The sequence below is a fragment of the uncultured Campylobacter sp. genome, assembly GCF_938018035.1.
Lineage (GTDB): Bacteria > Campylobacterota > Campylobacteria > Campylobacterales > Campylobacteraceae > Campylobacter_B.
Window position 1 is genome coordinate 1 of record NZ_CALIJF010000277.1, and the last position, 14613, is coordinate 14613.

Genomic DNA, 14613 nt, shown 5'->3' on the forward strand with positions numbered 1-14613 from the left:
CGATATAAAATTTTAAAAATTATACAAAATTTGTAAGCAAAATTTACTAAAAACAACTCAAATTTAAAAATCAAAAATAAGCGTTTTTAATGCTTATAGTAATGGCACTTGGATAGTTATAAATTTTAAGTTGCTCCGCTGCTTTTAAATTTAAAAAGTTAAATCCATTTTAAACAGAATTTGCGTAAAATCCCATTTCAAAAACGTATTGCGCGAGCGGCGGCGGCAAAGTAAAATTTGCGGTAACTACGGCGTTAAATTAAAAGCACTCGTAACGGCAGCACCAAATAAAATTTGCGGCAGTAGCCCAAGGATGAGATATTCGGCGGCGTGCTGAGCTTAAATCATTCACAGCGACGTAAAGTACGAAGTATGCGCGGCGCGTAAAATTAAAATTCGCAGCGGCTAAATTTAAAGCCTGCGCGGCGATAATCAAAGCGGCGCCCGCATCGTAGCGAGCTGCGCATTAAAATTTAAAGGGATAAAATGTATGAAGATTTTCAAAGAGCAAAGCTGCAAGGCACGCTCGGCGCGCTCTGTCTACTGGTCGCAAGCGTGGCGTATTCTATAAAAGGCGAGATCGCTTACTTGGATTCTCAAATCTTAGTGTGGATTTTTGCCTTTACATTCCTTTATCACGCGCTTAAAAACATCCAAAATATCACGGGCCCGCAGATTTTTATAATCTTCAAATACGCTTACAGCATTGCGCTTGCGGCGCTGCTATATTTTTAAGCCATTTATATACTTAGAAGATGTGATTGCAGTAGGCTGCAAATATACGTGCCGTATTTGATTTTTGCGGTTACGCTCTCTTGGATAATTATAAATTTTAAGTTGCGCGCCGCTACCGGATGCAAGCTTTTTGCCGTATATGCCGCGCTGCTAATCGCAGATATCGGCGCAGACGTCATCTACGGCATGATGTTTAAAATACCGGCCTCCGCCGCTATAACGATGGGCGTCATAAATTGCATGGAACTGCTAAATTTAATCTTAAATCCATTGGCGTCCGTAGTGCTGCTTCTTGCGTGGCTTAATATGAAAAACCCCGCCGAAGCAAAGGGTCTATGGAGCCAGGCGGAGAGATAAAATTTGCCCGCGTTTATACTCGCGCGGAGTTTAAATTTAGATCGCGCTGGGGCGTTTACAAATATGAAATTTCACGCTGCTTGCGCTGTTTTGGCAAAGACACACGGCTACCAAAACCTGCCCGCTGTCCGTCTACGCAGTGCAAATTTTGGCTGCATCGGCGCGATCCTCGACAAAATTTATTAAATTTCGCACCATACGACTATAAGCCCGCTTCGCCGCACTCGTAGCCGAAAATTTTAATCCCCGTATCGCTCTGCTCGTAGCGCAACGCGGGGATCTTTTGCAATAGATTTTTTAGCTTCGCTAGATCGTTTTTCCGCCCGCCATCGAAGGCTCGCGGCACCCACACCCACGCGATCTCGTCGTATGCAAATGAACCTACAGAAAAACTAGCTCGCTTTGAGCCCGCCTCCCATTTGGAGGAGTTTTTGATCGCGTAGAAGTTTGGATAGAGGATTTTTTTGATGATAAAGCATTTGCAAAATTTAAAATCCGCGAAAAACTCCGCCCATATCGCATCCTCGGTAAAATAGCCCTTCGCGCGCAGGCGCTTTTTCTCTTTACGCAGCCTGATCGGCTCATAAAATCGCCGCCAAGCCCTCGCGCAAGCATCCATAAACGCGAGCATGCGGGCGAAGTAAATTTTAAAAAGCGCCTTAAAAAGCTCCATCTACTTCTCGATCTGCGATTTTAGCGACTTATCGATTGCGATCTCGTTTGAGCTTATGTCGATGCTCTGCAGCGCCTTGTCCTGGAAGATAAATCCGACCTCCTTCGCGCCGAAGCTCTTGGCGATCGCCTCCAGCGTGTCGGTCGCGGATTTGTGGATCTTGCCGCCAAGATCGTTGATGATTTTTAGCGAGAGCTGCTTGACCTCGTCCTTTGCGTCGTCGATGAGGTGGTTTTTATCGCTTTCATCGAAGCTCGCACCGAACAGCCCGTTTAGCGAATCGGGCAGCAAAAACGGTAGCAGCTTGGCGTTTTTCTCGTCATAAATTTTCATATCTTTGATCGAGTATTTGTATTTGCACGGCGGCATCTTGATCTCGTAGCGATCCTCGCCCTGCGGCAATATCGCAAACTCGGGGCTTAGCAGGTCGTAAACGAACTCGATCTCAAACTCGAAGATGATGGCAATCTGCTTTTTCGTCATCAGCGGCGAGACGAGCGAGCCCAGCAGCCCGCTGCCTACGTTTTGCTTACGCGTGACGATCTCTTTGGAGTAAATTTTAAAAACGCTCAGCTCGCCGATACTTTTAAGCCGCGTGATGTCGGTGGCGATCTGCGGCTTGCCCGCCTGCTCGCCGCTTTTGCGCATCTTAAAAAACATAAAAACCAAGATGCAAAATATCACTAAATTTAGAAGAAAAGCAAAATTTTCCAAATTTCATCCTTTAAAATTTTATCGGTATTTTAGCAAAATACAGCGCCGATTTGTAGTGCAATTAAAATTTTACGATTTTTGCGGCAAGAAATTTTAAAATCGTAGAACGAATTTCAAAGAAGCGAAGCGCAATTATTAAATTTAACGCGGACGCAGTCCGCACCACGGCTAGCGTCGTCGGGGGATGGGTGGGGTTTGTGGGCGAGCGGAGCAATGCGGTGCTGCGGAGGCGGCGCCCGCGAGAAGTGTGACCTCGCAATTGGGGCCCCTTCCCGCTTCAAGATTACGATATCACGAGCTAAAATTTAAACGGAATTTTATAAGGTAAAGCGACGCTTTAAATTTAAGTTGTAAATTTATCAGTTAAATTCCAAAAAATTTATGCATATTTACGTGGACGTTGTGTGCCATACATGACCAGTAAGGGGGCGGCGCTCAGAGTTGCGAGGCGCACCCCGCCCCCTTACCAACCCCCACCCGCGCGACGCTAGAAGGGCGAGCTACGCTTGCGCTAATTTTACGATTTAAATTACGACACGCAGAATTTTATGCTTATTTGTTTCATTAAAATTAAACTCAGGCGTAGCCTGCACCGCTAGCGTCGTCGGGGGTTAGGTGGGGTTTGGGGCGGGAAGGGGAGCGACCTCGCAATTCAAGCCCCCTTCCCGCCCCAATAGAAATACACCAAAGATTAAAATACCCACGCAAAGCATTTCGGCACGGTGGGTATAAAGCGGATGTAAATTTAAAATTTAACCGCCGTGAGTCGAGAAGCGCAATCAAAGCCCAAGCTCAAAGCTCTAAGAAATTTTACAAAATCTCCCTGAAATCATACCCTGCGTTTTTGAGCGCCCAGGCGATGTCCTCTTGATGAGCCTTGCCTTTGGTCTCAAGCGTGATCGTGATCTGCGCGTCGCCGTACTCGATGTTGGTCGAAAAGCGGTCGTAGTCGATCTTGACGATGTTTGCATTGGCGCGGCGCAAGATTTCGGTAAGCCCCGTAAGCGCGCCCGGCTTATCGACGAGCGTGACGTTGATCGTCATCTTGCGGTGCGATTTTATGAGGCCTTTTTCGATGATGATGTTTAGCATCTGCACGTCGATGTTGCCGCCGCTTAGGATGATGCCGATCTTTGCGCCCGCGGGGAATGCAAATTTCGCGTTCATCAGCGCCGCTACGCCTGCCGCGCCCGCGCCCTCGACGATGATTTTTTGCTGCTCGAGCAGATAGAGTATCGCGCTTGCGATCTCCTCGTCATCGACCTGCACGAACTCATCGACGCACTCGATGATCGTAGAGAGCGTGATCTCGCTCGTATCTCGCACTGCGATACCGTCGGCGATGGTGCGGACCGATTTGGAATTTAGCGGCTTTTTCGCGACGAAGCTATCGTGCATCGCAGGCGCGCCCTTGGCGGCTACGGCGATGATTTTGATATCCGGGTTGATCTGCTTGGCGCAGCTGCAAACCCCCGTCGCAAGCCCGCCGCCACCAACCGGAACGACGATGTATTCAAGATCTGCGACCTCCTCGATCATCTCAAGCGCGATCGTGCCTTGGCCCGCTTGGACGAACTCGTCGTTGAAGGGATGCACGAATGTCAGATTATGCTCTTTGGCATATTCCAGTGCAAACGCGTACGCCTCGTCGAAATTATCGCCCTTTAGGATGATCTCTGCGCCCAGAGCCTTCGTGCCGCTTACCTTAAGTAGCGGCGTGGCTTCAGGCATTACGATCACGGCATGCACGCCGAATTTTTGCGCGCTCATCGCTACGCCTTGGGCGTGGTTGCCCGCGCTTGCGGCTATTACTCCATGTGCCCGCTCCTCATCCGTAAGATGCGCGATTTTATTGTAAGCCCCACGGATCTTATACGCGCCGGTGCGCTGCAAATTCTCGCTTTTGAGATACACTTCCGCGCCGTAAAGCTTGCTGAGCTTCGGCGCCAAAGCAAAGGGCGTTTTATAGACGAAATCGTTTATCGTGCGCTTTGCTTGGATGATTTTATTTAGATCAACCATCTATTTCCTTTCGTAATTTTAAATTTTGTTATTATACATATTTTAGGCGAAATTTTATCTCGCGCGCAGCCTAAATCCGCGACTTCGGTTTTAAGCTCACCTAGCTCCTGCGCTTTAGCAGCACGCCGCATTCGATATGCGCCGTATGCGCGAACTGATCGAATATCGCAAACCTGCGCACCTCGTGCGTTGCGCAAAGCGAACGTAAATTTTCAAAAAGCGTCTGCGGATTACAGGAGATGTAGATCAAATTTTGAAAATTTTTTATGAAATCAATCACGCTAGGCTCCAGCCCCGCGCGCGGCGGATCGATCAAGACGTGCGAAAAATCGTAGCTGAAAATATCGATCCCCTTTAGTCGCTCAAACTCGCGCTGCCGCGCAAACGCGCTCATCAGCTCATCCGCGCTAAGGCGGACGAATTGCGCGTTGCAAACGCCGTTGAGTTCGCAGTTTATGCGGGCATTCGCGATCGAGCTTTTTGAAATTTCACTCGCCAACACGCGGTTAAATTTAGCCGCAAGCGGGATGGTAAAGTTGCCGTGCCCACAGTACAGCTCCAGCAGATCGCGCGCGCCGGAGCTTTCTGGGCGCACGGAATGTTTTTCGCAGCTCGAATTTTGTGCTGCGGACTGCTCGCGGCTAGAATTTTGCGCGACGGAATTCTTTTTAGCCAAATTTTGCGCGCTTTGCTTTTCGCAATCCAAATTTTGCGCGGTCAAATTCTGTTCGATGAAATTTTGAGGGGCGGAATTTTGCACTTCCAAATCCTTGCGAGTGGAATTTTTATCTGTAGTGCCCTCGTCTACGGACGCGCAGTTAAATTTCACGGAATTTTCGCCGCTAAATTTTGCAGAAGCGAAATTTGCTTTAACGGAATTTCGACAAGCGGCGTCAAATTCGGCGGAATTTTCAGAAGCAAAATTTCGATCCGTAGAATTTCGCGGGGTGGACTGCTCGCAGCCGTAATTTTGCACAGCGGAATTTTGCGAGGCAAAATTTTTTTCAACAAAATTCCTATCGGCGAAATTCTGCGCGGCGCACAGCTCGCTCGTGCCCTCTTTGCCGAAGTCCACGCAGCTTCTCGCCCAGGCGATCATCTTTTCGTTCACGCCGCGGTTTGGCTGGATGAAGGCGTTTTCGCCGAAGCGAAATTTATAAACTCGCCCGTCCACACAAAGCTCGTCTATGAGGCTTAGCTCGCCGCTTAGAAGCTTCTGTCTGCGCGCGCGAGCCATGATCGTGATACCAAGCTTGCCCGCTAGTTCGCAAATCGCCTCCTGTTCGCGCTCGCCCAGGCGCTTGTGATAAAGCAGCGTCGCCAAAATCCCGCTAGCACACGAGATAAACTCGACGCCGAAGAGCTTCTCTTTTAAAGCTTCGCTCCGCCTAAGCGCCTCTAGCAGTTGCGGCATTAAATTTGCGATAGGAAGCGCCACTTTAGGGCATTCGTTAATTAAAATTTTCTTGCTACGTGCGCCGCCCATCGTGTAGGCAAGATCAAATGCGCTATGCCAAATATCGTGCCAGATGCCAAATTCCGCCCTAATGCGGTAATTTTGCGGCTGTGAGGCAAAAAACTCAAACTCGCCGTCAAAAAATTCTCTAAGCTTATCGCCTATCAGCTGCTTTTTGTATAAAATTTGATCCTCATAAGACCCGCTGAGCGTGCAGCTGCCGCAACTACCGAAGCTTTCGCAGTTCATACATCCACTCTTTTACCCACCGTGCGCAGTAAAAGAATGATAGCCGCGATACCCAAGATCAGACATCCCCACACGCTAAGCCCAAAGCCCGCAGGCAGGTAGCCGCAAACGATACTGATGCCGCAAACGACCAGCGCATAGGTCATCTGCGTGCTTACGTGCTCGATGTGATCGCAGCCTGCGCCCATCGAAGAGAGGATCGTCGTATCCGAAATCGGCGAGCAGTGATCGCCAAAGATCGCTCCGGTGAGTACTGCGCTGATATTTACGCACATGAAAACGTGAAATTCCTCGCCGCTAAGGCCATATTTTTGCCCCACGGCGTGCGCTAACGGCACAGCCAAAGGCGTGACTATACCCATCGTACCGAAGCTCGTACCCGTTGAAAAGGAGATAAACGAGCTAAGCACGAAGATCACGATCGCAAGAGCAAAGCGCGGCGTAGCGTCACTTAGAAGCTCGACTAGGTAGCGCGAAGTGCCTAGCTCCTTGATAACAGAGCTTAGCGACCACGCAAAAAGCAGGATTATGACGGTATTTAGCATACTTTTCCAGCCGCCAACCCAGACCTCGATCGCCTCTTTGACGCCGTAAATTTTTTGCGCGATACCCAAAACGACGGCGATGATCGAAGAAAAGAGCGCGGATTGAAACAGCACGACCGAGGCGTCCGCTGCGCTAAATGCGGTACGGATCGAAGTAAAGCTAAGAGGGGCTGCCTTGACCGCCTCCAAAGCCTCGCCCTCCAGCGAGCTGTAGCCATTAAAATAAAACCCGATGACGGAAAGAACGATCATCGCTCCTAGCGGGATTATCGCGTTTAGCTTGCGAAGTGCGACGCCCTCTTTGGGCACGAAAATTTGATCCTCTAAATTTTTAATTTTAAAATCCGTAGCTCCGCTCTTACCGCCGCGAGATGCGATCTCTGCGCGATACATCGATCCAAACTCCCTACTCATTACGGCGGTAGCGACTACGAAAAAGATCATGAAAATATTATAAAATCTATACGGGATCGTCTCTACAAAGACGGTGAAAGCGTTTATGTTTTCTATGCCGATCTGCGAATAGGCCTCTTTGATCGCCGAAATTTCAACTCCGACCCACGTGGAGATCACTGCGATACCGGTGATCGGCGCGGCGGTCGCGTCGATGATGAAGGCGAATTTCGCGCGCGAAATTTTAAATTTATCCATAAGCGGTCGCATGATAGGGCCCACGATCAGCGCGTTTGCATAATCGTCGAAAAATATCACGATACCCATGAGCCAGGTGTAAATTTGACCCAAAACGGGAGTGTCTGCGTGCTTGCTAAGCCAGAGCGCAAGCGCCTTCGTGCCGCCGCTTTTGGTCACCAGAGCGATGAGCCCGCCGATACACATGACCTGAAGCAAAATGCCCGCATTCCACGTATCCGCCATCGATTTTACTACGCGCGAGCACAGGTTCGTAAAGGCAAAAAGCGCCGAAGCCGCGATGCCGTGATCTACCATACCGACGAGAAAAGTCCCGCTTAGCACGCCCAAAAACAGCGACAAAATCACGTCCTTGGTGATAAAAGCAAGCACGATCGCCGCAACCGGCGGTATAAGCGTCAGCACGCCGTAAAGCTCGCTATTTCGCACGGCGGGCTCCACGTCCGCAAGCGCCAGCGCGGGCAAAAAAATCGCCGTAAAGATAAGCAAATTTTTTAACATTTTAATCCTTGATGATTGATAAAATTTTAAAATTTAGCCCCCGATCGGGGTTAAATTTTAAAATTCTGCGCACTTTGCAGCAAATTCGTATTCACGCGCTTTCTTTTACGGCGATTATTGAGCGCCTTAATCGCGCAACAAGCTCTGCTATTTTGCTGCGTTTGCAATTTTGCGCACGCATTTTTAAGCAATTTATCACGCAGAAAAATCTCTCCGGTGCAAAATACCGCGCGCGGCGTAATCAAAAAGCGTTTTATAAGTGCATTTAAATTCTACTTAACATAGCAAAAGCCCCCAAGTCAAGGTAAAATTCCGCAATGTTGCGACACTTGCTTTGCCGCAAGAGCGATAAATTTCGTGCGCAAAATTTGACGAAATCCCGCTCTTGATCGCAAACCAAAATCCCTCGGCAAAAATTTTATCGCGCATAAACGCACAAATATCGCCATTTTTAAAGCTCGTCTGCGCGTTTATAAAATTTCAGAGCATGCAACCTGCGCAAGCAAAGCGATAAAATTTTAAAGCGTTAAATTCTACCAACTCGCACTCGAAAAATCCGCTAAATTTATAGAATTTACAAAGCGGCAAAACATTAAATTTAAAGCTCATAAGGCTTTTGCAAACCCAAAACGCTGCAAACCTAAAACGACGACGAAGCGGCGAGCGACCCTTTAAATCAAGCCCGCTAATTCTCACGCTCAGGTGCATCTTGCGGATCGCTCGTAAAATCATCGCTTACTTGCGTAGGACTTAATCCAAGCGAGCGCAAATAGCTCTGCGTAGCCGCTTCACCACCCGCAAGCGCGTAGTCTAGCGCATTTAGCCCCGCCTCGTCGGCCGCCTTTTCGTTTGCGCCCGATTTTACGAGCAATTCAACGATCTGCTTGGTACTTTTTTGCGCCGCAAACATCAGCAGTGTCTTGCCCGCGCCCGAACGTTCACAGCTGTCGCTACGCTCGCCTAGCGACGCTAGAGCCTGAGCTTCAGCGCTGCCGATCTGGCGGACATTTACGCTAGCGTGCGAGTAGATTAGCAACTTTACGAGCTCATAATTTTTTGCCGCGGCGGCGAAAAATATCGGAGTTTGCCCAAGCGAGTTTTTATAGCCAACCAAAGCGCCTTTAGAGATCATAAATTTAGCGCTTTGAACGTTATTCATCGCGTAAAATAGAGAGTTTTCCTCACCCGCATTCACCTGCGCGCCTCGCTCGATCAAAGCGCCGCTAAAGCGCTCGTCATATCCTAGCAAAAGCGCCAGATCCAGGGCATTATCAAGCTCGTAAATCGCAAAATCCTTGCTAAAAAGTAGCGTACGAAACTCATCTGCACCTACTCCGCCTTTTAGCGCCAGCTCAAGCTCACCGTAATCTCCCGCCTTGCGATCCTTTGCGGCGTATGCGATAAATTCCGCTATCACGGCGCTTGCCAGCTCATCGGCGTCGTTTTTATTAAATTTGGCGGCGAAATAATCTCTTAGCGCCTCCCTGGTTGCCGGGATCTCGCCCATAAAATTGCCATAAGCGATGAAATTTCCAATCTTGCGCTCGGAGTAAAATTCTAAGGCTTCAAGCGATTTTTCGCTAATTTGCGCGTAGTTTTTCTCTTTAGCATAGCTCAAAAAGCCCTCGCCATCCATCCCCGCAAATGCCAAGGTTCGCTCAAGCCTTTTTTCGTTCAGCAAGGCTTCGTTACCGACACAATCGATATTTTCGTCCCTGATCTCAGAAGCCGCGCTTTTTAAATTTTGCAAAAATTCTGCGCCAGCTAGCGAGCCTTTACAGCCAAAATCGCTTTGCAGCAGCTCTTCGTCCGCAGGCTCTTTGCTAAAAAAGCCGCGCGGATCGCTTAGTATCTGCTCGCAAGAAGCGCCAAAAAGCGTGCCGCAAAAAACAAACGAACCCATTAGAATTTTTCGCATCGCTACCTCGAATTGCATTTGAAGCGTTATTTTACCTTTAAATTTATTTATTAAAACTTAGTGCGGGCGGTGGAATTTTATGGAATTCCTTTCAACCTTATAAAATTTTGCGGAATTTTTAAAATTTTACGGCGCAGCGACGTTAAATAATGGTAGTTATAGGCGCAGCAATGGAGGGCTATATGAGGGCACAGCGATCGGCAGGCTAAAATTTTAAAATTTACGCGCGAGCTAGCGGTAAAATAAAATTTTGCAAGCTGTACAGATCTGGCGGAATTCCGTGCTAGGTTTATCGTGAAATAAAATTTTGTAAGAGAAGCCCGTGCCACAAAATTCTACGCACAATTAGTAGAGAGATAGAATTTGCGAGGTAAAATTCCTCGCAGAATAAAAGAATTTTGCAGCGAGTAGAGTTAAATTTCGCCGCGCAAAATTCCGCGCCTAGCGCAAAATCCGCCGCGTTAAAATTTAGCGAATTTCAATCTGATGGAATTTAGCACGACCGTCACGGAGCTAAAGCACATCGCAGCAGCGCCGTACATAGGCTTTAAAAGCACGCCGAGCGCCGGATATAGCGCGCCTGCTGCGATCGGGATACATACGGCGTTGTAAAACAGCGCCCAGAAGAGGTTTTGCTTGATCGTCCGCATTGCGGCGCCGCTTAGGCGGAATAGATATAGCACGCTTGCAAGGTCGTTTTTTATAAAGATCGCGTCGCCCGCGCCCTTGGCTACGTCGCTGCCGCCGTTCATCGCGACACCGATACTAGCGGCTTTTAAGCTTGGTGCGTCATTGACGCCGTCGCCCACGAAAAGCACTCGCTTGCCTTCGTCCGTCAGGGATTTGATGAACTCATATTTACCGCTTGGAAGCACTCCGCTTCTTACCTCGTCGATGCCGAGGTTGCGAGCGACGAAATTTGCCGTTTTGGCGTTATCGCCCGTTAGCATGACGGTTTTTACGCCGCTTTTTTGCAACGTCTGCACGACGCTGCGCGCTTCAGCTCTGATCTCGTCGCTAAATGCGATGAAGCCCGCGTACGAGCCGCCTATCGCGCAGTAAACGACGCCGAAGCCCTTGTCTAAAAGTTCCTCCGCTTTTACTTCGACGCCCGCATCCACGCCGCGCTCGCGCAGAAAGCCCGCGCTGCCGCAAAGAATTTCGCCGGTGGGATTTTTAGCGACGATACCTTTTCCCGCGATGCTTTCAAACTCGCCGTTAAATTTAGAAATTTCGCCGAATTTCAGCTCGGCAAATTTTACGATCGCCTTTGAGATCGGATGCTCGCTAAGCTTTTGCGCGTTTGCCAGAGCGTAGAGATCTTGAGCGCTCAGATCGCTGAAGCTTACCGAAATTTCGCCCTTGCTAAGCGTGCCGGTTTTATCGAAAACCGCGACGTCGGCGCCTTTTAAAATTTCTAAAATTTCAGGGTTTTTGATTAAAATTCCAGCCTTTGCGGCATTTGAGATCGCGCAAACGATAGCGATCGGCGTCGCAAGCCCTAGCGCGCACGGGCAGGAGATGATAAGCACGCAAATAGCGGCGGATGCGGCGTACGAGAGCCGCCCGTCAAGCGCCGTCCACGCTATAAAGCTAACAAGCGCGATCAAAATCACCGCGGGCACGAAGATATTTGAAATTTTATCCGCAAAGCGCGCGATCGGCATCTTTTTGTTGCCCGCCTCGTTCAGCAGATTTTTAATCTCAGCAAGCAGCGTCTGATGCGAAAATTTCGTCACCTTCACGTAGATGACGCCGTCGGTGCTGACGCAGCCTGCGTTTACCTCATCGCCTACGCTTTTATAAACCGCCAAGCTTTCGCCGCTGATGAGCGAGGTGTCGATCTGCGCGCCGCCTTCTACGATAAGTCCGTCGCAAGGGATGCGCGAGCCGTTTTTTACTAGCACCTTATCGCCCGGCTTTAGCGCTTCTGCGCGCACTTCGGCTATCGTGCCGTCGTCTTTGATCAAAAGCGCGGTTTTGGGGCTTAGATCGATTAGCCCCTTGATGTAGTCGTTCGCCTTCATCTTGCTGCGCTCTTCAAGGTATTTGCCGAGCGAAATAAAGGCGATTATCATAGAGGCGGAGGAGAAATAAAGATTGGTAAATTCATTCTGCGCGCCGTGCGTATAGACCCACGCCGCGGCCGTTAGCGAATAGGCAAACGCAAAAAAGCTTCCCATCGCCACGAGCACGTTCATATCAAAGCTTCTGTTTTTCAGAGAGCCGTAAGCGTGATAAAAGAAGTTTTTGCCGCAGTAAAATAGGCTCACGCACGCCATCGCCGCGCAAAGCAGCGCCTTTGGGACGAAGCCTAAAAAACCGCTCATCTCCACAGCCATTACAGCCGCGGCTAAAACGAGAGCGAGAATAAGTCTAAATAGCGCCGCTTTGAGGTTGCGCCGCTTTTTGCGCTCCAAATCCTCGTAATCCACGGCGATATCGTATCCCAGCTTTTTGATCTTGGCTTTTAGCGTCTCCTCAAGCGCCGGATCAGCAAGTACGAACTCGCCGCTGCCGTTTGCGAAATTTACGTGCGCCTCCTGCACCCCCTCGATTTTGCGGCTTACCCGCTCGATCGCATTGGAGCAGTTTATGCAGCTCATCCCGACGATATTTAGAGTGATTTTGCTTGACATTGCGTTAGTTTTTAGGCTAGCTTTTCTGCGACGCTAAAGCCCAAATCGTCCATCTCCTCTTTAAATTTAGCCTCGTCGCGCGGATCTAAGCTTAAACTCACCACTCCGCTTGCTACGTCCACCTCGATCTCGCCGAAATCATCCTTAAGCGCGTTTTTGATCGTCCTCGCGCAGTTTTCGCAGTGGATATTTTGCGCCTTAAATTTTACGCTTTGTTTCAAAGCCATGGGTCTCTCCTTTGGATTAAAATTTCAAAACTTATACTACTTTTTAATAAATTTTATTTCAACGCCCGCTCCTGAAATTTAAGGGTTTTTCGTTATAATCACCCGTTTTTAAATTTAAGCTTTAAGGAATTTTATGGGACGAGCTTTTGAATACAGACGCGCTTCAAAAGAAGCTAGATGGGGGAAGATGAGCAAACTTTTCCCAAAACTGGGCAAAGCCATAACGATGGCTGCGAAAGAGGGCGGCGAAGATCCGCTGATGAACTCCAAGCTGCGCGCCGCGATCGCCACGGCAAAGGCGCAAAATATGCCCAAAGACAACATCGACGCGGCTATCAAGCGCGCAAGCGGCAAGGATAGCGCCGATATCAAAACGATCTTTTACGACGGCAAGGCGCCCCACGGCGCACTTCTCATAATCGAATGCGCCACAGATAACCCGACCCGCACCGTCGCGAACGTAAAGTCGATTTTAAACAAAGCCAAGGGCGAGTTTTTGCCGAGCGGCAGTTTGAAATTTATGTTTTCGCACAAGGCTGTTTTTGAGACCAAGCTGCCGAGCCGAGACATCGAGGAGCTTGAGCTTGAGCTCATCGACTTCGGTCTTAGCGAGCTTGAGATCAACGAGTTTGAAAACGATAAAGGCGAGCTCGAAAAGACGCTAGTAATCTACGGCGAATACGAAAGCTTCGGCACTCTAAACGAAGGTATCGAAAAGATAGGGCTTGAGATCATCAGCGCAAGTTTAAAATTCGTCGCCAACGAAAAGCACGAATTTAGTGAAGATCAGCTTGGTGACATAGACGCGCTACTAGAGCGGCTAGAGGATGACGACGACGTGCAGGCGGTTTACACCAATATCGCATAGGAGAAAAAATGGAAAATTTAAAAATTTACGACATCGACGCAGCGGCTTTGGCACGCGATAAATACGCCGTTATCAAAACCGAAAAGGGCGATATGAAGCTGGAGCTTTTCGGTGGCGAAGCCCCGCAGGCGGTTACGAATTTCGCTAGCCTCGCGCGCAGCGGGTTTTACAAGGGGCTAAATTTTCACCGCGTAATTCCAAATTTCGTAATCCAAGGCGGCTGCCCGCGCGGCACCGGCACGGGAGGTCCGGGCTGGCGCATAAAGTGCGAATGCGACCGCCAAAAGCACAAGCACGTGCGCGGCGCGCTATCGATGGCGCACGCGGGGCGCGATACGGGCGGAAGCCAGTTTTTCGTCTGCCACAGCGCACAGCCTCACCTAGACGGCGTGCACACGGTGTTTGGTCGTATCGTGGATCAGCCTAGCCTAGCGGTTTTAGACGCGATCAGGCAGGGCGATAAGATCATCGACATCGAGATTAAAGAGAGTCTACAATCGTGATTAAATTTAAACCGCGGGGCGCCAGACCGTGATAAAGATCGGCACGGACATAACCGCGGTGCGCAGGATCGCAGCGCTGCGCGCAAAATACGGCGCGAAATTTCTAAAGCGCATTTTGAAAAAATCCGAGCGCTCCTCCGCGCTGCGCGACGAAAGTATAGCGGGCGTCTATGCCGCCAAAGAGGCGCTTAGCAAGGCGCTAGGCACCGGCATCGGCGCGGAGTTCGGCTTTAAAGACGCTAAAATTTACAAAGACGCTCTGGGCGCGCCGCATTTAAAAATACGTAAAAAAATCCGTAAAAAATTTCATATCAAATCCGCAAGTCTTAGCATCACGCACGACGTAAACGTCGCAATTGCGGTAGTCGCACTCGATATAAAACTAACGAAATAACGAATATATAAGAGGACGAATTTTGAAAAAATATCTTATTAATTTTCTAAAATTTATAAAGCGCCATTATATAATCTCTGCGATTTTTATCATCTGCATTTTGACATTTATCCCTTATATGCCTATAAATATGGGCTTAAACTACGCCGGAGTTTGCACCA

The 14613-nt window shown here is 49.1% G+C and carries 13 protein-coding genes and 2 pseudogenes; 5 read left to right on the top strand and 10 right to left on the bottom strand.

Features of this window, described 5'->3' with window-relative positions:
• Nucleotides 1-486 precede the first annotated feature (486 nt).
• Both Q0257_RS08280 and Q0257_RS08285 read left to right on the top strand, forming a co-directional pair.
• Nucleotides 487-735 carry a hypothetical protein gene (locus Q0257_RS08280; RefSeq protein WP_298023908.1) on the top strand — a complete coding sequence of 83 codons (249 nt, stop codon included), beginning with the start codon at nt 487-489 and terminating at the stop codon, nt 733-735.
• A 48-nt stretch (nt 736-783) separates the two neighbouring features.
• Entirely contained in the window at nt 784-1092 is a 309-nt protein-coding gene (locus Q0257_RS08285; protein ID WP_298023911.1) for a hypothetical protein, read from the top strand.
• A gap of 202 nt (nt 1093-1294) precedes the next feature.
• Here the strand turns inward: Q0257_RS08285 and Q0257_RS08290 are convergent, their stop codons facing one another.
• From Q0257_RS08290 to Q0257_RS08335, 10 genes and pseudogenes are all read right to left on the bottom strand, one after another.
• The gene (locus tag Q0257_RS08290) at nt 1295-1765 is read right to left on the bottom strand and encodes a hypothetical protein (protein WP_298023913.1); all 471 of its coding nucleotides are present in this window, start codon (nt 1763-1765) and stop codon (nt 1295-1297) included.
• Nucleotides 1766-2479 (bottom strand): DUF4230 domain-containing protein, encoded by a 714-nt coding sequence (locus Q0257_RS08295; RefSeq protein WP_298023916.1) that lies wholly within the window; start codon nt 2477-2479, stop codon nt 1766-1768.
• A gap of 810 nt (nt 2480-3289) precedes the next feature.
• Entirely contained in the window at nt 3290-4501 is a 1212-nt protein-coding gene (gene ilvA, locus Q0257_RS08300; RefSeq protein WP_005872070.1) for a threonine ammonia-lyase, read from the bottom strand.
• 100 nt (nt 4502-4601) lie between these two features.
• Nucleotides 4602-5084 (bottom strand): annotated as a pseudogene (locus Q0257_RS13100) (methyltransferase domain-containing protein); the annotation flags it as partial.
• Between the two features lie 453 nt (nt 5085-5537).
• Nucleotides 5538-6206, bottom strand: a pseudogene (locus tag Q0257_RS08310) (tRNA (uridine(54)-C5)-methyltransferase TrmA); the annotation flags it as partial.
• Complete coding sequence (locus Q0257_RS08315; RefSeq protein ID WP_298023920.1) at nt 6203-7903, bottom strand: Na+/H+ antiporter NhaC family protein; 1701 nt, start codon at nt 7901-7903, stop codon at nt 6203-6205. The pseudogene Q0257_RS08310 and the gene Q0257_RS08315, both read right to left, overlap by 4 nt.
• Before the next feature lie 480 nt (nt 7904-8383).
• The gene (locus Q0257_RS08320) at nt 8384-8611 is read right to left on the bottom strand and encodes a hypothetical protein (RefSeq protein WP_298023923.1); all 228 of its coding nucleotides are present in this window, start codon (nt 8609-8611) and stop codon (nt 8384-8386) included.
• Nucleotides 8589-9839: an ankyrin repeat domain-containing protein gene (locus Q0257_RS08325; protein WP_298023926.1), complete on the bottom strand. Its 1251-nt coding sequence runs from the start codon at nt 9837-9839 to the stop codon at nt 8589-8591. The genes Q0257_RS08320 and Q0257_RS08325 overlap by 23 nt, the downstream gene beginning before the upstream one ends.
• Nucleotides 9840-10282: 443 nt before the next feature.
• Entirely contained in the window at nt 10283-12460 is a 2178-nt protein-coding gene (locus tag Q0257_RS08330) for a cation-translocating P-type ATPase (RefSeq protein WP_298023929.1), read from the bottom strand.
• A gap of 11 nt (nt 12461-12471) precedes the next feature.
• Nucleotides 12472-12687 (bottom strand): heavy-metal-associated domain-containing protein, encoded by a 216-nt coding sequence (locus Q0257_RS08335; RefSeq protein ID WP_040304091.1) that lies wholly within the window; start codon nt 12685-12687, stop codon nt 12472-12474.
• Between the two features lie 133 nt (nt 12688-12820).
• On the opposite strand from Q0257_RS08335, the gene Q0257_RS08340 reads away from it, so the two are divergent.
• The 3 genes from Q0257_RS08340 to acpS are packed head-to-tail and all read left to right on the top strand — an operon-like array spanning nt 12821 to nt 14452.
• Nucleotides 12821-13555, top strand: coding sequence for a YebC/PmpR family DNA-binding transcriptional regulator (locus Q0257_RS08340; protein ID WP_298023932.1), 735 nt, complete (start codon nt 12821-12823; stop codon nt 13553-13555).
• 8 nt (nt 13556-13563) lie between these two features.
• Nucleotides 13564-14058: a peptidylprolyl isomerase gene (locus Q0257_RS08345; protein WP_298023935.1), complete on the top strand. Its 495-nt coding sequence runs from the start codon at nt 13564-13566 to the stop codon at nt 14056-14058.
• Nucleotides 14059-14086: 28 nt separating this feature from the next.
• Nucleotides 14087-14452 carry a holo-ACP synthase gene (gene acpS / locus Q0257_RS08350; RefSeq protein WP_298023938.1) on the top strand — a complete coding sequence of 122 codons (366 nt, stop codon included), beginning with the start codon at nt 14087-14089 and terminating at the stop codon, nt 14450-14452.
• The last annotated feature ends 161 nt before the right edge of the window (nt 14453-14613 follow it).